Below are 18,182 nucleotides of genomic sequence, written 5' to 3' on the forward strand. Positions count from 1 at the left end.
GCATTATGAAAAAAATGTTATTGTTGATTGTATTATTTTCCCCGTTTGTCGTAGCAAAAACATTACAACTAGCCAGTCCGACCGCCACTCTGACGGTTAATATGGGTGATAAAACCAGCGCGCCGATCAAGTTCGATGTTATCGGTAACGGACCGGGAATGAATGATCTGCCTAGTGTTTGCGAAATAAGTGGAGAGGCAAAATTTTGGGTCGGAACAGACTTCGGATCATCTTGGATGTATTTGTCACCGGACAGAAAAACGATGGTTATTCTTAAAGGGCGTACCGATGGTAAATGGACCGTTATGGGATTTGTGCCAGACGGGCCTTGTGGCATGGGTTCAGAAAACTCACTTGATGGCGTATATGACCATAACAAGTGAATCATCATTCTGGTAAACCTATTAATATCATTTAATAATCTACAAATTCAGTAGGGGAACATCATGTCTTTGACAAGTAAATTGAAAACCAATCAAGAAAAAAGAAAGTTAAGAGAAAAGAAATTATTGAATGGTGAATATGGGCTAGCGAAAACATTCTGGCTGTTCTGGTTTCTTCCTATAGCTATATTTTCTATTATCGAATATTTCATTGACTCGCGTTGGAATGATGCAAAAATCGATGCCGGTATGATGATATGGAGCTGCGTAATACTAGTAAGTTTGTGGAATACTTCCGGAAAGAAACTATGGAAAACTTTAGCATTAGCCATTACGGGTTTTAATACGTTACTGAACCTGTACACACTTATTCTTATTTTTTCGTAATGCGGGAGAAATTGAAATGTCATGCTTCCGATTGATTATAACCTGTCTAGCTACAGGAATGCTGCTGTCAGGTTGTAACTCAGGTACACCAAAGTGCAATAGTGATGACGCCAGAAATCTGGTGATTAGCATTGCCCGTGAGCAGGTAGCTAAAGAGTTTACCGCGATTAAAAGCTCGCAGTTGTCAGAGATGTACCCTAAAAATATCGATGGAGTTAAATTTTCGGTGAAAAATGTCAGGACAACGAAACATCAGTCATCGCCCGATATTTATGAGTGCGCCGCAGATTTAGAAATGTCAGGTATTGGAAATCCCTCATCACTCCCGATTACGTATAATATTCAGAAAACAGACGATGGTAGTCAGTTCTATATTAATGTGTTAGGGCTGTAATTTTTACGGCGAGGGCATAACGTTGTTCCTGTTTAATACTTATATCAGAAATGGACCGATGGCCGGTCTTGCTGCGTTAGCTGGAGGACAGTCGCGTACCCATCTATAATAAGCGTATCGAAGGTGTCATGCGCCCGGTGGCAGTAAGTAGAAAAAATCTGGCTGTTTGCCGGGTCGCTACGCGCCGGACTGCGAATGGCGGATATCCTGAGCCTGCTGGGAACCGCCAAACTCAACAGTCATGACCCTTATATTTGGCTGAGGGATGTGCTAATGCGGTTGCCTTCCTGGCCCAACAACTGGATAAACGAGCTGTTGCTCTACGCCGAAAACCACTTTGCCTGAGACCCACCCGGTTCGATACGTTATTGATATCCCACCTCGCCGACGCAAGACCCACTGATAAGATGACGCTCCAAACGGAACCGGTCGGTTGATGGGTGGTCGGACCCAGAAAAGTTCGACCAGTACTACGAGCTCACTCACCGTTCTACGTTCACAGCAAAGGAATGAGAGTGAGGTTTATAGTGACAGGGCTGGACTCAATGGTTCCTTAACAGTTCCAAAGTTGCCAAATCTGTTTATGGGAAATGCGAGAGTATCAACCGGTTAATATAGGATGGTAAGGTGACATCCCCGCTCGATTACCTTTTATTTCCTTTACCGCCGTATAAAGAACAAAATTATATTGTCAATATAGTTAAAGAGCTGTTTACTCTATGTGAAACCCTTGAATCTCGCCTGCAATCCGCACAACAAACCCAGCTTCATCTGGCGGATTCGCTCACTAACGTAGCGCTAAACTAATGAACAAAACATGTCGATTCATCGTGCTATCTGGCGCATGAGTGAAAACCCTGAGCCGCTAGCCGCCTGGCTAGCGAGCAAAAATGATCCTGCACGATCCCGTCATTCTATCGAACGAATGGATGCTTATTGGTCATCAGGAGCGCACGCTGGACGGTGGGCGCAATGATCTGCTGGCGATTGGACACCCGATGCCTCGCTGATCCTTATCGAGCCAAAACGTGGCCACACACCATGCGAAGTGGAAGCACATGCATAGATTTTAACAAGGTCTTTGGAGCGTAATATATGGACAGTTATATTTTCAAAAATAGTGACAATGAAATTGGATATTATCAAAAATATAGTGATTATGGGTACATTTATTTAAAAAAACATATTTTTTCTGGTTCTTCAGATATAAGGAAAGTTGATTTATCAACATGGACAAGTTTTCTTCAAAACCCGTCATCTCAACCATTACCAGTTATTTCTAAAGATCCTATATGTCGAGAAATTGGTTATTATTCCTGGTATAACTATATTAATAATTGTCCTGACATTGTGGAAGCAGTCAAGATCTCTGATACAGGTTTATTTTTCTGTAGGACAAACAGGAATGAGCCTGGTCTATATGAATTTACTTATTCTGAAAATAATGTAACTGATGAAGTGCGAGCTTATAATAATATAACGAGTTATTTACTGAATATTTTTGATTTCATAGAACCTGATTACAAAAATCTATCAGCCTTTGGAAACAAAATCAGAGAGTTGCTAATTCTTTCCTGCACGGAAGTCGAATATTTATTAAGCAGTTTTCTAAAAGACAATAATTTTAAAATCGAGAAGGGTTTTCTTACAATGAAACATTATGTAAAAGCATTAAGTCTTTTGAAACTTAACCAATACGAGGTTAAATTAATATTATTTCCTTCTTTAGGAAAATTCAGTCCTTTCAAGGTTTGGGATGAGTTAGAACCATCAAAAACTCTTCCTTGGTATGCTTCGTATAATGCTATTAAACATAACAGAGGAGATAATAAAGGATTAGCCACTCTAGCTAACTTAATTAATGCGGTTGCAGCCATCCATATTTTAATAGAATCTCAGTATGGTGCATTTATTTTTGACAAGCCCCTACACTCAAACTATGAAAGTGTTTTTATTACCAATGAAAATCCAACTTGGGAAATTCAAGATATGCAAGCTCCTCTATTAAAAGATGACGCATTCGAATGGACAGGAAGAAAAAAAATTTTTGATAACATTACTCAATAAGATAATCAATCAACATATTGTAAAGTATATTTTCCTTGCTATATTCAAACCCAAATAAATGGCGTTCAGGATATCTTACAATTATTCCTCTATGCCATACCCGATCACTCGAACCATAATGATGAATCTGTGCAATCCTCTGCGCGGCACCTCCCGCAATGGTCACCTCTGCCGTAATCGCGGTGACTTTGGCTTTCATAAACCTTACGGGGCACAGTTTGGTAAACATCTTACTTCTCATGGAATGCGTACTGTAAAGCGAACCATCAAGATCCAGCTTTTTAAGCCATCCATGAAAATACGGTTATATTGCCTAGTCGGTATATATTGGGAGGATCCAACACGGGATTTAAAGAGATAATCAGAATTACGCAAGTTGGCTATTTCTATCCATACAGCAACTGCTTCTCTTCTTCCTCTGGTTAACTCAAACTGGACAGGGCTACCAGTCTTCTGTTGCAACACATTTGCCCTGCTTAAAATAGAGCGGCCACAAGTAACATCTGACATTTTGAGCTTCACCAAATCGCAGCCGCGAAGTTTGCTATCAAGCGCCAAATTAAAAAGAGCGAGATCACGCGTTTTACCTTCCAGCTCCAGCCTGATTCGAATTCCTCAGATATGAAATATCTGAAGAGGTCTTTTTTGATCGATGATACATTTTTTGTTCCAAGGTGACGTAGTCATAGTTATTCACCTATAATGAGGGAGATTTAATTATGGCTGTCTTACATGAGCGAGAAGTGTACATAACGCCCGCCATAAACGACGCGGGGAAGAACGTCTGCCAACCTCAAGGTGCATATTTGATGGTACTGGTAAAATGTATTTTGCGGGTGAATAAACAACTAGCGAGAACTAAGAAGTAGTGGATACCCCAAACAATCGAGAGTGATTACCTAAAATAAAAAAGTCTAAGCAGTTTACAATGATTAAGCTAATAAAACCAAAGATCGTGCAAATATTTCCTACCATAGTCACCCCCTCTCGAATGCCAGCTATTGAATCGAGTCCCCATTAATCTTCTTAACTTTTCAATCTCTCGATTGAATGGGGCGGGACGGAAAAAACGGTATCATGAACGAGCAGCCTTGTCAATTGCATTGCACAACCCACTTGCAGTTACAATCCGATAAGGCAAAGTGCCGTTAAGTGCAAGCAAGCCACGTTTAAGCCTTTTTTCTCCAAGTCGCTCAATAAGACTTTGTAGTGTAAGAGCATTTATTTTCCCACCCTTTAAGTGTAAAACTCGGCTATTTTGTATCTTTGAATTAAATTTGAATCCATCTAACAGTGTTAAGATTTCTTGAGAAACTTCGGGTGATGGTTGCCGATTAAAAATTCTATTGTTTTCACCAATTACAATACTTTTAGCAACGACAATATTTGTGTTTACAAAAATACAGTTATCAAAGGTACAATTTTTGAAGTTGCTTTTTTCCATCAACACTCTAGAAAATATGCAATATTTGAACGTGGCATTAGTGAAATTTGATTTTTTTATGTTTGTACCTAAAAATTCGACTTGCGTAAATTTAGCGTCTTTGAATTTACAGCTAGTCAAAATTGCACCTTTGAAATTGACATTCACAAAGGATGAATAGGAAAAGTCAGCACGAAAGCACTGCGCCTTTGAGTAGAATTTATTTCGAATATTCCTCGTTTTAGTTTTGCAGCAAAATACAGATAAACGAGATAGGCCTTTTTTACCTTTTGGAAGCATAATACTCTCCAACTTCCTATTCTTATAACGCCCGCGACACCGGACAACTTTGAGCACAGCGAAATGTTGTCTCAAGTGTTTGCTATTGTTAGACAGATAATCTAGCCAGCCTTTTATCCAATGCCCATTCCCAAAACTCACGATTTTTAAGTGAAAGGAGAAACTCATTTTCCTCCTCAAAGGCAGCAACGAATTCTTTACTTATTTCGTCAATAAATACGTCAAGATTTTCCAGCATTTTAATTGTTTTTTTTATCTTAGGATGCTGCCTGTTAAGAGAATAACAACTGTTATCAACATCAAGATACTGCTTACCGACTGCCTCGTCTGCCTCGTCTCTCGTATCTTTATCCTTGAAAGGATCCAAATAAGTGGATTCTCCAGAACCAAAGGCTTTGCACATAACTAGTGAAACGACTCTTGGCAACTCCATTAATTGTGCAACTGCGATCCGGATAAGTTCATCAAACTCATCTTTTTCAGATGAATGCCTCTTCTTGACAGCACGCACTTCTGACTGGTCTTTGCATTGCTCTAGCTCTTTCACTAATATCGATAATTTTTCGTTGTCATCATCTATCTCGGCTAAAGCTGCTTTCGTTTCAGATAACTCTTTTTTCAAAGCCTCATACTCTTCAATCGGAATAATGCTTGGTGCACCGCATTCTGAAATTCGGTCAGGTAGATGCTGGATAAATTTTTTACTCTTAACATTCCACCTTGGAATGCTTACTTTTACCGACGGAACAATATCTTTCAAATCGTTTGCAAATTGACTCAGGGCATTTTCATCATCTATGCGTACCAACTGCGAAGCCTTTAGCACTCCTTGCACATCAGCATATTTCAATGGCGGAACTAACAGAGGAAGAAGTTTATGTGACATTGCCCAAGCTGCGCCAAGTTCACACATGCAGAATTGGGAAGCAAGGTAGTTTTTTGAGATAATCGCGACCACCAGCTTCGGCGATTGGATCTGACCCTTGATATGATCTATGAAGTTGTCACCCGCTGAAATACCTAAGCCTTCAAGCGAAGAACAAAAAACATCATCGTAAGCTAAGTTTACACCCGTTTGAAGAAGGTCTACAAATGCATCAGCCAGCGCTTTGTTGCTAACAGCATGACTTATAAAAATTTGTTTGCTCAAGATGCAACATCTCCTTGCTCAGTCTAACGCTTATTCGCCAGGACAACCCGTGTTTAAGTATGGGTTGCCACGCCTTTATAAATTCAATGTGATAAACATCATGCTGCTTTTCACCAAACTACAAAGAATTATAGGTACAAATGGTTTTAGTGTTGGGGCAAGAACAGAATACCTCTTCTAGCAAGACAAGTTTTTACAATATTTGTATGCCTATACAATGGGTGATTAACCAGAACAAACATCCGCTTGCAGCACTGAGCTGACTATCAGACCTGATTGGACCCAGAGTAGCAAGGCGGTCAGATTAAATACGAGTCAGTACAAATCAGATATATCCCTATTCCAAGCTATCCAAATAATCCGCCCAAACCTGCAACCACTTTTTGCACTCGGCATCGTACTTGTACAGGTTATAGATCCCTTCCACCCCGCCACGCGTATGCCCCAGCACCGCCTCGGCAATTTCATTCGGGCATTGCAAACGCGACAATCCGGTACGAACGGTGCGCCGCAAGTCATGGGGCGTCCAGTGGGGAATATCGAGCATTTGACCCGCCTCACGCAAACGCCATGAGTTTTCCGTCAGGTACTTTTGCTGAATAGGCAGCTTGGTCGCTTGCGAAGGGAACAAATATTTGTTCGAGTTGAGACGCAGGATTTTCAGAAAATCGATAGCCTGGGTTGATAACTGCACATCGCGCTCTACCCCTGTCTTGGTTTCTCGAAGATGTATGGTCCCTTTAGCAAGATCCACGTCGTCCCAGGCCATATTGCACACTTCGCCCGTTCGGCATCCGGTCCATAGGGTCAAGCGTAATACATTCTTAATGGTGGGCGTATAGGCTGATCCCGGCAACCATTTAAGAAATTTGGCCAGCTCGCTCTCGCTCAATACCCGCGTGCCACGCCCACAGGTGAGCTTGATTCTGGTTTGACGTAAACTGGATTTCGCCAGTAGTGCCGGATTGGCAAAGCTTTCTTCCAAGCGCCCTAAGCCAATCGCAAATTCGTATGCCAGCGTGAGTTCTCGTAAAAGACTGCCAGCCTGAACCTTTGCGCCACGGGCGATGACGCCATTGATCAAGTCGATGATATCTTTTCGGGTAATCTGCGCTGCAATACGGCCACCCAGCTTTTCCACCGCGTCCGCATATAAAGTACGGCGAACCTCGGCCTGCCCTTTCTTCTTTCTCGCGCCGGCAATGACCTTGCCATCCGACGCATGGCGATCTTCTATGCGTTCGGAAAGATAGAGTTCAATTAACCCCTGTACCGTCAATTCCGGCGCCGTTTTTTTTGCTGCCGCCTCAGTCTGCTGTTGTTTTTCTTGTTTGAGTTCAGCGGCGGGACAACGCCCCTGCTGGCGAATCTGCCTCAACTCATCAAGCTTTATACGCGCCACAGCCAGTGACATGTGCGGAAAGTTGCCGATTTTAACTTGGGTCAGCTTATTTGTCAGTGGGCTGGTGTAACGGTAAAAAAAGGTTTTGACGCCGGTCGAACCGCAACTGACTCGCAGTCCACGGTTTTCACCGGTATCAGCCTTATCTTTATCTGTCGGTTTCATCATTTCTATCGCTTTTGACGATAGGGGCTTCCCCGCTTGTTTCCCTGCCATGGAGACTCCGTTATCATGGACGCCATACAAAGACGAGCAAAGTGTAGGTTGGTGGTTTAATACGCCATATTATACCAGCCGCAACCAGTAAAACCTACACTTTGACCTACACTTAAATGTAAGATGTAGCGATATTTCTTGAGACATAGTGATAATTCATGAGAACAATCATCATCACTAAACCTATCAAATTCAATGAAATGGATATCATAACTCCATGAGTACACCAGAAAATTCAGACGAACATACACCCATGATGCAGCAGTACCTGCGCCTGAAGGCGCAGCATCCGGACATTCTGTTGTTCTACCGGATGGGCGATTTTTATGAGATGTTTTTCGACGACGCCAAACGGGCGTCGCAGCTGATGGATATTTCCCTGACCCGGCGGGGTCAATCCGCCGGCGAACCCATTCCCATGGCCGGTGTGCCTTATCATGCGGTAGAGACCTATCTGGCCAAGCTGGTCCAGTTGGGCGAGTCGGTGGCCATCTGCGAGCAAATCGGCGATCCCGCCCTTACCAAAGGCCCAGTGGAGCGGCGGGTGGTGCGGATCGTGACACCGGGTACCCTGAGCGATGAGGCTCTGCTGAGCGAGCGCCAGGACAATCTGCTGGCGGCGGTGTGGCAGGATCAGCAAAGCTACGGTTATGCCACTCTGGATATCAGTTCAGGGCGTTTTTTGGTTTGCGAGCCGGCGGACAGCGAGGCCATGGCCGCCGAGCTGCAGCGCACCAACCCGGCGGAGCTGCTTTATCCGGAAACCTTTTCGGACATGGGCTTGATTGAGCATCGCCGGGGATTGCGCCGGCGGCCGATTTGGGAATTTGAACTGGATACCGCCCGCCAGCAGCTTAATCTGCAATTCGGCACCCGGGATTTGAACGGTTTCGGCATCGAGCGCGCCGTGCGGGCCCTGCGGGCCGCGGGGTGCCTGCTACAGTACGCCAAGGATACCCAGCGTACCAGTCTGCCGCATATTCGCGCCGTCACCCTGGAGCGCCAGCAGGACGGTATCGTGATGGATGCCGCCACCCGCCGTAATTTGGAATTGACACAGAATCTCGGCGGCGGAACCGACAATACCCTGGCGGATATTCTGGATCGTACCGTGACTCCCATGGGCAGCCGCATGCTGAAGCGCTGGCTGCATATGCCCACCCGGAATGTCGACGTACTGACCCATCGCCAGCAAACCATTCGCGCCCTGCAGGAGTGTTATGCCGAGCTGCAACCGCTGCTGCGGCAGGTGGGGGATTTGGAACGGGTGTTGGCCCGTTTGGCGCTGCGCTCCGCCCGTCCTCGCGACTTGGGACGGATGCGCCACGCTTTTCGGCAGTTGCCGGAAATCCATGCCGTGCTCGCCCGGCAGGACACCGAGCATATCCGACAGTTGCTCGGGCAAACCGGGTTGTTTACAGAACTGAAGGAACTGCTGGAACGGGCGGTGGTGGAAACGCCACCGATACTGGTGCGGGACGGCGGCGTTATTGCGCCAGGTTATAATGCGGAACTGGATGAGTGGCGGGCGCTGGCGGACGGCGCCACGGATTATCTGGACCGGCTTGAGCTGCGTGAGCGGGAACGAACCGGCCTGGAGACGCTTAAGGTCGGCTTCAACGCCGTCCACGGTTATTATATTCAGCTCAGCCGTGGTCAAAGCCATCAGGCGCCGATTCATTATGTCCGTCGGCAGACGCTCAAGAACGCCGAGCGGTATATTATCCCGGAACTCAAAGAGTACGAAGACAAAGTCCTTACCTCAAAAGGCAAAGCCCTGGCGCTGGAAAAGGCGCTTTACGATCAGCTATTCGATATGCTGTTGCCTCATTTGGCGGCGCTGCAACAAAGCGCAGCGGCGCTGTCGGAGCTGGACGTGTTGAGCAATCTGGCGGAACGGGCGGAAACCCTGGATTATGTCTGCCCTACCCTCACCAGCGTACCTGGCGTCAACATCACCGCCGGCCGCCATCCTGTCGTGGAGCAGGTGTTAAGCGAACCCTTTATCGCCAATCCGCTGTCGCTGTCGGCCCAGCGGCGAATGCTGATTATTACCGGTCCGAACATGGGCGGTAAAAGCACCTATATGCGGCAGAACGCGCTGATTGTCCTGATGGCTTATATCGGCAGTTTCGTGCCGGCCGGACAGGCGGTCATCGGCCCGGTGGACAGGATCTTCACCCGGGTGGGCGCGGCGGACGATTTGGCCTCGGGTCGTTCCACCTTTATGGTGGAGATGACCGAAACGGCCAATATCCTGCATAACGCGACGCCGCAAAGCCTGGTGCTGATGGATGAAATCGGCCGCGGCACCTCTACCTATGACGGGCTGTCCCTGGCCTGGGCCTGTGCCGAAAGCCTCGCCGGCCGCATCAAGGCCATGACCCTGTTCGCCACCCATTATTTTGAGCTGACCCAATTACCGGAAAAAATGGAGGGAGTGGTGAATGTGCATCTGGACGCGCTGGAACAGGGGGAAACCATTGCTTTTATGCATACCGTACAGGACGGCGCCGCCAGCAAGAGCTACGGCCTGTCTGTGGCGGCGCTGGCGGGGGTGCCTCGGGACGTGATTAAACGCGCCCGGCAAAAGCTCAAGGAACTGGAAAATCTGTCTGTCCACGCCGCCACCGGCACCGTGGACGGCTCACAGCTTTCTTTGCTGCAGCCGGAGCCGGAAGAACCCTCCCCGGTGGTGACGGCACTGACCGAACTGGATCCCGATGCGTTGTCTCCGCGCCAGGCCCTGGAGTGGCTGTACCGGCTGAAGGGAATGCTCTAATCCTTTCGCCCGCTTTATTTTTTCCATAAAAAAACGGTGGGATTCGCATCCCACCGTTTTTATGTGGCCTGGGGGGCCGGGCAAAATCGCGGGTATTATTCGCGAAAAAGCGCCTCAAGGTTCAACCCCTGTCCTTGCAGAATTTCACGCAAGCGACGCAGCCCTTCAACCTGGATTTGACGAACGCGTTCGCGGGTCAAACCGATTTCACGACCAACATCTTCGAGCGTTGCGGCTTCATAACCCAGCAAACCGAAACGTCTGGCCAGCACTTCACGCTGTTTGGCGTTCAGCTCGAATAGCCACTTCACGATGCTTTGTTTCATGTCATCGTCTTGGGTGGTATCTTCCGGCCCGCTGTCTTTCTCGTCAGACAAGATGTCCAGCAGCGCTTTCTCGGAATCCCCACCCAGCGGGGTGTCCACTGACGTTATCCGCTCGTTGAGCCGCAGCATCCGACTGACATCATCAACGGGTTTATCAAGCTGTTCGGCGATTTCTTCCGCACTCGGCTCATGATCCAGTTTATGCGACAGTTCTCTGGCGGTACGCAGATAAACGTTCAGTTCTTTTACAATATGGATCGGTAAACGTATGGTACGGGTTTGATTCATGATCGCCCGTTCAATGGTCTGCCGAATCCACCAGGTTGCGTAAGTTGAAAAACGAAATCCTCTTTCCGGATCGAATTTCTCTACCGCACGAATCAGACCGAGATTTCCTTCCTCAATCAAATCCAGTAAAGCCAGTCCACGATTACCGTAACGACGGGCAATTTTCACCACCAGCCGCAGGTTGCTTTCGATCATTCGACGTCGTGAGGCAACATCGCCCCTAAGCGCACGTCTGGCAAAATAAACCTCTTCCTCAGCAGTAAGCAGCGGCGAGTATCCGATTTCACCCAAGTAGAGCTGCGTAGCATCCAACACCCGCTGGCTTGCTGCCTGAGAAAGCAGTTCTTCTTCCGCTAAATCATTATCAGCGGGCTCATCTATCAACGCCTTCTCGTCAAATGTTTCAGCTCCATTCTCATCGAACTCAGCATCTTCATGTAACTCGTTAACCTTCAGCGTATTTTGGCTCATAAGTGGCTCCTACCCGTGATCCCAGGACAGAATACCGAAATATTCCGGCCAATTTATCGCTGCGGAAGATAACGCAGCGGGTTTACGGATTTCCCCTTGTAACGAATTTCAAAATGCAATCTAACCGAGCTGGTTCCTGTACTACCCATGGTAGCGATAGACTGTCCCGCCTTGACTTCTTGTTGTTCCCGGACCAGCATCGAATCATTATGGGCGTAAGCACTCAGGTAATCATCATTATGTTTGATGATAATCAAATTACCATACCCTCGCAACGCATTGCCTGCATAGACAACACGGCCATCGGCCGTAGCCCTGACGGGCTGTCCGCGTGAACCGGAAATATCGATACCCTTGTTTCCGCCTTCCGCTGCGGAGAAGCTATCGATGATTTTTCCGTCCGTCGGCCAGCGCCAACCTGCAATCGCGGTACTGCCAGACGATACAATGCCTGACGTTGTGCTTGGGGCGGTAACTGGCGCGGTTGTCGTGACGGTGGTCGTCACAACGGCACCAGACGTGGGTAACATTTTGCTGCCGTTTGAAGGCAACATTTTCCCTACATTTTGTTTACCTGAATCGTCAGGATACGCATTGTTTGCTTGGGAATCAATACCCGTGCTCACCATTTTCGTATTTGACGGCGGGTTTGGTACGACATTGGCGTCTGATCTAAGCATGTGGCCGTTGTTGCCTGCCAGCATGCCGCCGCCACCCACCACGGCTCCGCTACCGTTGACGGGTGATGTCGTTCCGTTACTTACTACAGCTGTGTTGCCGGTAAGTGGCGCCGTTCCGTTACCTACCTGCAATGTTTGACCAACATTTAATCCATAAGGTTCCGGAATATTATTCCTTTTTGCCAAATCGCGATAATCATTACCGGTAATCCAGGCGATATAAAACAGCGTATCGCCCCGTTTTACCTGGTAAGTGGAACCGCCTGCATAGGAACCTTTGGGAATTGTATTGTAGCTGCGGTTATAAACATAATTCCCCTGCTGGGGCATATTGCCCCCTTGCTGGGGGATAGAGTTCCCTTGCTGGGGGGTATTGATTCCACTTACAGCCGCGGCCCGGTTTCTCTGAACCGGCGCCGGCACCGGGGGGGGTGTCATCATTTCGCCGTTATTATCGCCGCCCACGCTGCTAATCGGTGCTGAAGATTCATTACTGGCACAACCGGCCAACCCGATACTGCCCGCCATTGCACAGACCGCAACGCGGCGCCAATAGCATTTTGGGCTTCCCATGCTCATCTCTCCCCTACGGCAGCAACGCCAATTATCGTTCCAAACATGCTAGACATTTACGTTATACATCCTATTACCGCTCATTACCGCATGAATGAGAGTATTTTCAGCGCTTTCCGAAAACAAACTTCCTGTTGTCAATGCTAGCAATATACGGCAGAGGGTGCCATAGACCAGTTGTATAGAAATTTAAAAAAATGCCGTTGGGCTTTTAAATGCGTATTATCCCGGTTCCCTTCGTGAGCAATGGATAATGTTACCTCAGTTTAAAGATAGACGAAGATATCCCAATAGGCTGATTTTTAATGCTGACCGGCGAATACAGAACCTGGATAGAATAAACACGCATCAGTGGACTTTTAGGGAGATTAACGCGGATTGTCGGGTTTTCAATCCTCCCCGTGGCCGTACTGCTCTCGCTGCCCTGAATGGCATTGGCTGGAGGGAAGAATAGATAGTTGTTTATATTTTATTTAATCAAGCATCTTATTTTGTGATTATCTGCTTGGTTAAAAATTTAAAATTTCACACTAGCCAGATCGGTGCGGGTGGTTAATATTCCAGCAAGATAAAATTGACCCTGAGATTGGTTCCACCTTCCGCACCGGTGAGAATTAAGGGGCGGTTGATGCAGTCCCGCTAACCTATATCACTATGGCGTTACGCCAGTTCCCCCTTGATCAGCGGCACAAAACGGACCGCTTCGACGGTTTCCACCAGATATTCGCCGCCCTGGCGGCGGACGGTGGTCAGATCTTGGTTATCTTCCCCCACCGGCAACACCATAATGCCGCCCTCATCCAATTGCGCCATCAGCGCGGCGGGGATTTCCGGCGGCGCGGCGGTCACGATAATGGCGTCAAACGGCCCGCGCGACGGCCAGCCCAGCCAGCCGTCGCCATGACGTGTGGAGACATTGTGCAAGTCCAGCTGTTTCAGTCGGCGCTTAGCCTGCCATTGCAACTTTTTTATGCGCTCCACCGAGCAGACATGCTGCACCAGGTGAGCCAGGATAGCGGTCTGGTAACCGGAACCGGTGCCGATTTCCAATACGCGGGAGGTGGGCTGCAGGCGCAACAGCTCGGTCATGCGGGCGACGATATACGGCTGGGAGATGGTCTGGCCGGAGCCTATGGGCAGGGCGGTATTGTCGTAGGCCTTATGCTCGAAAGCCTCATCGATAAAGCGTTCACGTGGAACCGTCTCGATGGCCTGCAGCAACCGATCGTCCTGGATGCCCTGCTGCCTGAGTTGAGCTATTAATGTCTGCGTGCGCCGGTTTACCATTTGCCGCTGACCTCCGCTTTAGCCAGCCATGACGTGAGTACCGATTGGGCGGAATAAGCGGTCAAATCCACCTGCAACGGCGTGATGGAAACAAAACCTTGTTCAATGGCGGCAAAATCGGTGTCGGGTCCATTATCAAAGGTTTCCCCCGGCGGTCCGATCCAGAACATCTCGCGCCCGCGCGGATCACGCTGCGGGATGGCCTGACTGGCGGGATGACGGCTGCCGCAGCGGGTCACCTTGATGCCCTTCAGTGAAGATAACGGTAGATCCGGCACATTGACGTTAAGGATTTTACCGGTGCGCAGGGGCTCCTGGGCCAATGCCCGAATCAGCCGGCAGGCGACAATGGCGGCGGTATCATAATGACGCTCGCCATTGAGGGAAATCGCCAGCGCGGGGAACCCCAGATGCCGCCCCTCCATGGCCGCGGCAACGGTGCCGGAATAGATGACATCGTCCCCCAGATTCGCGCCGGCATTGATACCGGAGACCACGATATCCGGCACCGGCCGCATCAGGACGTTCACTCCGAGGTAAACACAATCCGTAGGCGTGCCGGACTGGACCGCGATATCGCCATTGGCCTGCTTAACCGTTCTTAACGGCGCATCCAGCGTCAACGAATTGGAGGCCCCGCTCCGGTTGCGATCGGGGGCGACGACCTGCACGTCGGCAAATTCCCGCAGAGCTACCGCCAGCGATTGAATGCCGGGGGCATGGACTCCATCATCATTACTCAGCAATATGCGCATATCATGATTTGCTTTATTAATTATTAATAGTGAATAACGCGCCGTCCACCCCTTGGACGCAAAAACCAGCCTGCTCCTTGGGGTTGGCAATGAATGGCCGCTGGCTGGGAATAAAAGCAATAATGGCATGAAACGCCACGGTGGTGAAGCCTGGAATTCAGACCGTTACCTAAAATCCGCCTCAGTTTGAATCAGCCGGCGCCATCCGGCGGAACGTCCAGCAATTCACGGACCACGCTGGTGGCGAAACTTCCCGCCGGCAGCGCAAACGACAATCGCAAGGTCCGGTCGTCAAGCCACTGCCACTGCATGTCCGCCGGATGCAGCATCATGGCGCGGCGGGCCGGTTCCACCCGCTCGCGGATAAGCAGCGCCATCAGGTCCGGCTGGTTGTCCAGACAAGACTGTTCAAACAGCAACGCATCGCGTAAGGTGCCCGGCTCGCCATTTCCCGGCAAGGGTGCGGTAATGTCAATATCCCCTTGCCGCAAGCGTGGGGCAAGGGAGGGCAGTTCCTCGTCCGTGGCGACAAACCAGCTGCCGCGGCCGGCCAGCTGCAGCGCGTCGCCGCTCATGAGGTGCCAGCGCCCGTAGAGGGACAACCGTTCACTCACCACGGCGTTGAACAAGACGCTGCGGGCAGCGGAGAGATAAAAACTGCGTTTGGCGCGCTCTTTAACGTGAATCTCGCCCCGTGCCCAGTGAAGCGCCTGAAGGATATTATTACCCTGATGGCCGAAGCGCTGACTGCCGAAATAATTCGGCACGCCGTCACTGCGGATAGCCATTAACCGCTCATCTACAGCGGATTGGCTGCTGATTTCCCGCAGCACCAGGGTAAAGCGATTGCCCTTCAAGGTGCCGATACGCAGTTTACGGCGATGGCGGTCGGTTTGCAGGACAGTGCAGCCCGTCAGCTGAAAGGCGGTAAAATCCGGCGTTTCCTTGCCGGGCAAATGCAGGCAGAACCACTGTTCGGTTACCGCCTGACGATCTTTCAAGCCGGCATAACTCACCGCCCGGGCGGGCAGACCGGCAAACTTTGCCAATGCGTCCGCCACAAAAGGCGTATTGCAATCCTGTTTGCGCACGCGCACCAGGACGTGTTCCCCTTCCCCGTCCGGCACGAATCCCAGATCTTCTTCCACCAGGAAATCCTCGGGGCGGGCCTTGATAAGGCCGCTTGCCGCAGGTTCGCCATGCAGGCGGTATAGCGACTGGAAATCCATCATAGGGCTTTATGCAGCAAAACCACCGCCTCGCAGGCGATGCCCTCGCCCCGTCCGGTAAATCCCAGATGCTCGGTGGTGGTGGCCTTGACGCTGACATCGTCCATGTGACAGCCGAGATCTTCAGCGATATTAATGCGCATCTGTGGAATATGCGGCGCCATTTTCGGCGCCTGGACAATCAGCGTGATGTCGATATTGCCCAAGCTGTAGCCTTTGGCCCGCACCCGCTGCCAGGCCTCCCGCAGCAACACCCGGCTGTCTGCGCCTTTGAACGCCGGATCGGTATCCGGGAACAGTTTGCCGATATCCCCCAGTGCCGCGGCGCCCAGCAGGGCATCTGTCGCGGCATGCAGCGCCACATCACCATCGGAATGAGCCAGCAAACCCTGGCTGTGGGGAATACGGACCCCGCCGATAACCAGCGGGCCGGCGCCGCCGAATTTATGCACATCAAAACCATGACCGATTCGCATTGACGGTTCTCCTTTTATTGGTGCGCGTTAAGAGTGCGCGTTTTGCAAAGAGGGGGTTTGCAGTTGGGAAAAATAGAACGCCGCCAGCGCCAGATCTTCCGGGCGGGTAATTTTGATATTGTCCGCGCGGCCAGGCACCAATAGCGGCTGATAACCGCAATACTCCAGCGCCGACGCTTCATCGGTGATTATCGCGCCGTCGTTCAGCGCCCGGGAGAGACAGGTTTTAAGCAGCGTCAGGGGGAAGAGCTGCGGCGTCAGCGCGTGCCAGAGATCCCGGCGTTCCACGGTATGATCTATAGAATCGCCGCCGGGACCGGCGCGTTTCATAGTATCCCGTACCGGCGTCGCCAGTATGCCGCCGACGGCGGTGGAGGCGGTAATCGCCAGCAGACGCGCCAGATCGTCCTGGTGCAGACAGGGACGCGCGGCATCATGTACCAGCACCCAATCCGCGCCCTGGGCCTGGCTAAGTGCGGCCATCACCGAATCGGCCCGCTCCTTGCCGCCGGTGACCCGGCTCACACGGGGATTGTCCGCCAGGGGCAGACGGGCGAACTGCCGGTCATCCGCGCTGACCGCCACAATCACCCGGCGGATGCAGGGCTGGCGCAACAGCGCCGCAACCGCATGTTCCAGCAGGGTTTTATTCGCTATGGTGAGATACTGCTTGGGACAGTCATTTTGCATGCGGCTGCCGATACCGGCGGCCGGTAATATGGCGATAACATCGGGAAAAACGTCAGAGGCCATTATTGATTATCTTGTGACATCGGGGCGGCCGGTTGGCGTTTGGATTGATCCGGAACCAGCCGATAAAAGGTTTCACCCGGCTTTATCATGCCGAGTTCGTTGCGCGATCGTTCTTCGATAGCCTCTTGGCCATCGTTGAGATCGTCGATTTCAGCAAACAGCTGATCATTACGCGCTTTAAGTTTGGCATTACTGCCCTGCTGGACCGAAACGTCGTCCTGAACCCGGACTAAATCATGCACACCGTTCTTTCCAAGCCACAAGGAGTATTGCAGCCAGCCAAGCAGTACCAGTAATAGCAGCGTCAGTTTACCCATTCCGCCCCCTGATAGACTGCCCAATCATCCCATAACTTGTGGCCGGACTCCACTCCAGCCGGTAAAATGACGCGCTAAACCGGCAAAAAAGCGTTTTTTCGTCCTGATTGATGATGGTTATTTACCATTTGTTACCTGAACACACCCAAAACGTCGATTACCAGCCGGTTAGCAGGGAGAAGACCAGCCAGAAAAGGCTGAATATCGACAGGCCGCTGCAGAGTATCATCAGCCAGATGCGTGCGGCCAGCAGAGTACCGACAATAATGCCGATCAGTACCGACAGGGGCAACAGCGCCAGGAAAAACGGCCAGGTGTAGAGCAGAAAAAACAGGGCATTCGCGCCATAGACCAGAATCGGCACGGCGAACGCCACCCAATAAAAGAGAAACCCCGCCATGGCGCCCCAGAAACCATAGGCCGGCTCCTCGGTTCCGCGTTCACTGCCACGGGCGCTGATAGGCTTCACCGTAACGGGTATGACGTGCTTGGACTGGGTAACATTCAGCATACATCTTTATCC

The 18,182-nt window shown here is 50.0% G+C and carries 18 protein-coding genes and 3 pseudogenes; 7 read left to right on the forward strand and 14 right to left on the reverse strand.

Annotated features, from left to right (window positions below; genetic code table 11):
* Positions 1–5: 5 nt before the first annotated feature.
* From HB631_RS12690 to HB631_RS12710, 6 genes and pseudogenes are all read left to right on the forward strand, one after another.
* A complete protein-coding gene (locus tag HB631_RS12690; protein ID WP_213991528.1) occupies positions 6–383 on the forward strand; it encodes a hypothetical protein in 378 nt (125 codons plus the stop codon).
* A gap of 63 nt (positions 384–446) precedes the next feature.
* A complete protein-coding gene (locus tag HB631_RS12695; RefSeq protein WP_213991529.1) occupies positions 447–770 on the forward strand; it encodes a hypothetical protein in 324 nt (107 codons plus the stop codon).
* Between the two features lie 16 nt (positions 771–786).
* The gene (locus tag HB631_RS12700; RefSeq protein ID WP_213991530.1) at positions 787–1,164 is read left to right on the forward strand and encodes a hypothetical protein; all 378 of its coding nucleotides are present in this window, start codon (positions 787–789) and stop codon (positions 1,162–1,164) included.
* A 50-nt stretch (positions 1,165–1,214) separates the two neighbouring features.
* Positions 1,215–1,509, forward strand: a pseudogene (locus HB631_RS27040) (transposase domain-containing protein); the annotation flags it as partial.
* A 472-nt stretch (positions 1,510–1,981) separates the two neighbouring features.
* Positions 1,982–2,227, forward strand: a pseudogene (locus tag HB631_RS27045) (nuclease); the annotation flags it as partial.
* Positions 2,228–2,259: 32 nt separating this feature from the next.
* Positions 2,260–3,231 (forward strand): hypothetical protein, encoded by a 972-nt coding sequence (locus tag HB631_RS12710; protein WP_213991532.1) that lies wholly within the window; start codon positions 2,260–2,262, stop codon positions 3,229–3,231.
* On the opposite strand, the gene HB631_RS12715 is transcribed toward HB631_RS12710, so the two are convergent.
* The 5 genes and pseudogenes from HB631_RS12715 to HB631_RS12735 all read right to left on the reverse strand — a co-directional run bounded on the left by HB631_RS12715 (position 3,221) and on the right by HB631_RS12735 (position 7,722).
* Positions 3,221–3,460: a phage virion morphogenesis protein gene (locus tag HB631_RS12715; protein ID WP_255556983.1), complete on the reverse strand. Its 240-nt coding sequence runs from the start codon at positions 3,458–3,460 to the stop codon at positions 3,221–3,223. The genes HB631_RS12710 and HB631_RS12715 overlap by 11 nt on opposite strands.
* A gap of 6 nt (positions 3,461–3,466) precedes the next feature.
* A pseudogene (locus HB631_RS12720) lies at positions 3,467–3,918 on the reverse strand (tyrosine-type recombinase/integrase); the annotation flags it as partial.
* Positions 3,919–4,306: 388 nt separating this feature from the next.
* The gene (locus tag HB631_RS12725) at positions 4,307–4,954 is read right to left on the reverse strand and encodes a pentapeptide repeat-containing protein (protein WP_213991533.1); all 648 of its coding nucleotides are present in this window, start codon (positions 4,952–4,954) and stop codon (positions 4,307–4,309) included.
* Between the two features lie 88 nt (positions 4,955–5,042).
* A complete protein-coding gene (locus HB631_RS12730; protein WP_213991534.1) occupies positions 5,043–6,104 on the reverse strand; it encodes a toll/interleukin-1 receptor domain-containing protein in 1,062 nt (353 codons plus the stop codon).
* A 337-nt stretch (positions 6,105–6,441) separates the two neighbouring features.
* Positions 6,442–7,722, reverse strand: a complete 1,281-nt coding sequence (locus tag HB631_RS12735) for a site-specific integrase (protein WP_213991535.1) — start codon at positions 7,720–7,722, stop codon at positions 6,442–6,444.
* A gap of 217 nt (positions 7,723–7,939) precedes the next feature.
* On the opposite strand from HB631_RS12735, the gene mutS reads away from it, so the two are divergent.
* On the forward strand, positions 7,940–10,504 hold the full coding sequence (gene mutS / locus HB631_RS12740; protein WP_213991536.1) for a DNA mismatch repair protein MutS: 2,565 nt from the start codon (positions 7,940–7,942) through the stop codon (positions 10,502–10,504).
* A gap of 95 nt (positions 10,505–10,599) precedes the next feature.
* On the opposite strand, the gene rpoS is transcribed toward mutS, so the two are convergent.
* From rpoS to HB631_RS12785, 9 genes are all read right to left on the reverse strand, one after another.
* Complete coding sequence (rpoS, locus tag HB631_RS12745) at positions 10,600–11,589, reverse strand: RNA polymerase sigma factor RpoS (protein ID WP_213991537.1); 990 nt, start codon at positions 11,587–11,589, stop codon at positions 10,600–10,602.
* A 53-nt stretch (positions 11,590–11,642) separates the two neighbouring features.
* Entirely contained in the window at positions 11,643–12,842 is a 1,200-nt protein-coding gene (gene nlpD, locus HB631_RS12750) for a murein hydrolase activator NlpD (protein ID WP_213991538.1), read from the reverse strand.
* 660 nt (positions 12,843–13,502) lie between these two features.
* The gene (locus tag HB631_RS12755; RefSeq protein WP_213991539.1) at positions 13,503–14,129 is read right to left on the reverse strand and encodes a protein-L-isoaspartate(D-aspartate) O-methyltransferase; all 627 of its coding nucleotides are present in this window, start codon (positions 14,127–14,129) and stop codon (positions 13,503–13,505) included.
* Positions 14,123–14,884 carry a 5'/3'-nucleotidase SurE gene (gene surE / locus HB631_RS12760; RefSeq protein WP_213991540.1) on the reverse strand — a complete coding sequence of 254 codons (762 nt, stop codon included), beginning with the start codon at positions 14,882–14,884 and terminating at the stop codon, positions 14,123–14,125. The genes HB631_RS12755 and surE overlap by 7 nt, the downstream gene beginning before the upstream one ends.
* Before the next feature lie 191 nt (positions 14,885–15,075).
* Positions 15,076–16,113 carry a tRNA pseudouridine(13) synthase TruD gene (gene truD / locus HB631_RS12765; protein ID WP_213991662.1) on the reverse strand — a complete coding sequence of 346 codons (1,038 nt, stop codon included), beginning with the start codon at positions 16,111–16,113 and terminating at the stop codon, positions 15,076–15,078.
* Positions 16,113–16,589, reverse strand: coding sequence for a 2-C-methyl-D-erythritol 2,4-cyclodiphosphate synthase (gene ispF, locus HB631_RS12770; RefSeq protein WP_213991541.1), 477 nt, complete (start codon positions 16,587–16,589; stop codon positions 16,113–16,115). The genes truD and ispF overlap by 1 nt, the downstream gene beginning before the upstream one ends.
* 27 nt (positions 16,590–16,616) lie before the next feature.
* The gene (gene ispD, locus HB631_RS12775) at positions 16,617–17,342 is read right to left on the reverse strand and encodes a 2-C-methyl-D-erythritol 4-phosphate cytidylyltransferase (RefSeq protein WP_213991542.1); all 726 of its coding nucleotides are present in this window, start codon (positions 17,340–17,342) and stop codon (positions 16,617–16,619) included.
* On the reverse strand, positions 17,342–17,659 hold the full coding sequence (gene ftsB, locus HB631_RS12780) for a cell division protein FtsB (protein ID WP_213991543.1): 318 nt from the start codon (positions 17,657–17,659) through the stop codon (positions 17,342–17,344). Before ftsB ends, ispD begins: the two co-directional genes overlap by 1 nt.
* A 157-nt stretch (positions 17,660–17,816) precedes the next feature.
* Positions 17,817–18,170: a DUF3561 family protein gene (locus HB631_RS12785; protein WP_213991544.1), complete on the reverse strand. Its 354-nt coding sequence runs from the start codon at positions 18,168–18,170 to the stop codon at positions 17,817–17,819.
* Between the last annotated feature and the right edge of the window lie 12 nt (positions 18,171–18,182).

Source organism: Sodalis sp. dw_96, assembly GCF_018449575.1.
In the GTDB taxonomy this organism is placed as follows: Bacteria; Pseudomonadota; Gammaproteobacteria; order Enterobacterales; family Enterobacteriaceae; genus Acerihabitans.

What these genes read in the sequence shown, in the direction of transcription:
- HB631_RS12690 (WP_213991528.1), top strand. Translation starts at nt 6, where the DNA reads ATGAAAAAAATGTTATTGTTGATTGTATTATTTTCCCCGTTTGTCGTA.
- HB631_RS12695 (WP_213991529.1), top strand. Translation starts at nt 447, where the DNA reads ATGTCTTTGACAAGTAAATTGAAAACCAATCAAGAAAAAAGAAAGTTA.
- ispD (WP_213991542.1), bottom strand. Translation starts at nt 17,342, where the DNA reads ATGGCCTCTGACGTTTTTCCCGATGTTATCGCCATATTACCGGCCGCC.
- rpoS (WP_213991537.1), bottom strand. Translation starts at nt 11,589, where the DNA reads ATGAGCCAAAATACGCTGAAGGTTAACGAGTTACATGAAGATGCTGAG.
- HB631_RS12710 (WP_213991532.1), top strand. Translation starts at nt 2,260, where the DNA reads ATGGACAGTTATATTTTCAAAAATAGTGACAATGAAATTGGATATTAT.
- ftsB (WP_213991543.1), bottom strand. Translation starts at nt 17,659, where the DNA reads ATGGGTAAACTGACGCTGCTATTACTGGTACTGCTTGGCTGGCTGCAA.
- mutS (WP_213991536.1), top strand. Translation starts at nt 7,940, where the DNA reads ATGAGTACACCAGAAAATTCAGACGAACATACACCCATGATGCAGCAG.
- HB631_RS12725 (WP_213991533.1), bottom strand. Translation starts at nt 4,954, where the DNA reads ATGCTTCCAAAAGGTAAAAAAGGCCTATCTCGTTTATCTGTATTTTGC.
- HB631_RS12700 (WP_213991530.1), top strand. Translation starts at nt 787, where the DNA reads ATGTCATGCTTCCGATTGATTATAACCTGTCTAGCTACAGGAATGCTG.
- HB631_RS12735 (WP_213991535.1), bottom strand. Translation starts at nt 7,722, where the DNA reads ATGGCAGGGAAACAAGCGGGGAAGCCCCTATCGTCAAAAGCGATAGAA.
- ispF (WP_213991541.1), bottom strand. Translation starts at nt 16,589, where the DNA reads ATGCGAATCGGTCATGGTTTTGATGTGCATAAATTCGGCGGCGCCGGC.
- HB631_RS12715 (WP_255556983.1), bottom strand. Translation starts at nt 3,460, where the DNA reads ATGTTTACCAAACTGTGCCCCGTAAGGTTTATGAAAGCCAAAGTCACC.
- surE (WP_213991540.1), bottom strand. Translation starts at nt 14,884, where the DNA reads ATGCGCATATTGCTGAGTAATGATGATGGAGTCCATGCCCCCGGCATT.
- HB631_RS12755 (WP_213991539.1), bottom strand. Translation starts at nt 14,129, where the DNA reads ATGGTAAACCGGCGCACGCAGACATTAATAGCTCAACTCAGGCAGCAG.
- truD (WP_213991662.1), bottom strand. Translation starts at nt 16,113, where the DNA reads ATGGATTTCCAGTCGCTATACCGCCTGCATGGCGAACCTGCGGCAAGC.
- nlpD (WP_213991538.1), bottom strand. Translation starts at nt 12,842, where the DNA reads ATGGGAAGCCCAAAATGCTATTGGCGCCGCGTTGCGGTCTGTGCAATG.
- HB631_RS12785 (WP_213991544.1), bottom strand. Translation starts at nt 18,170, where the DNA reads ATGCTGAATGTTACCCAGTCCAAGCACGTCATACCCGTTACGGTGAAG.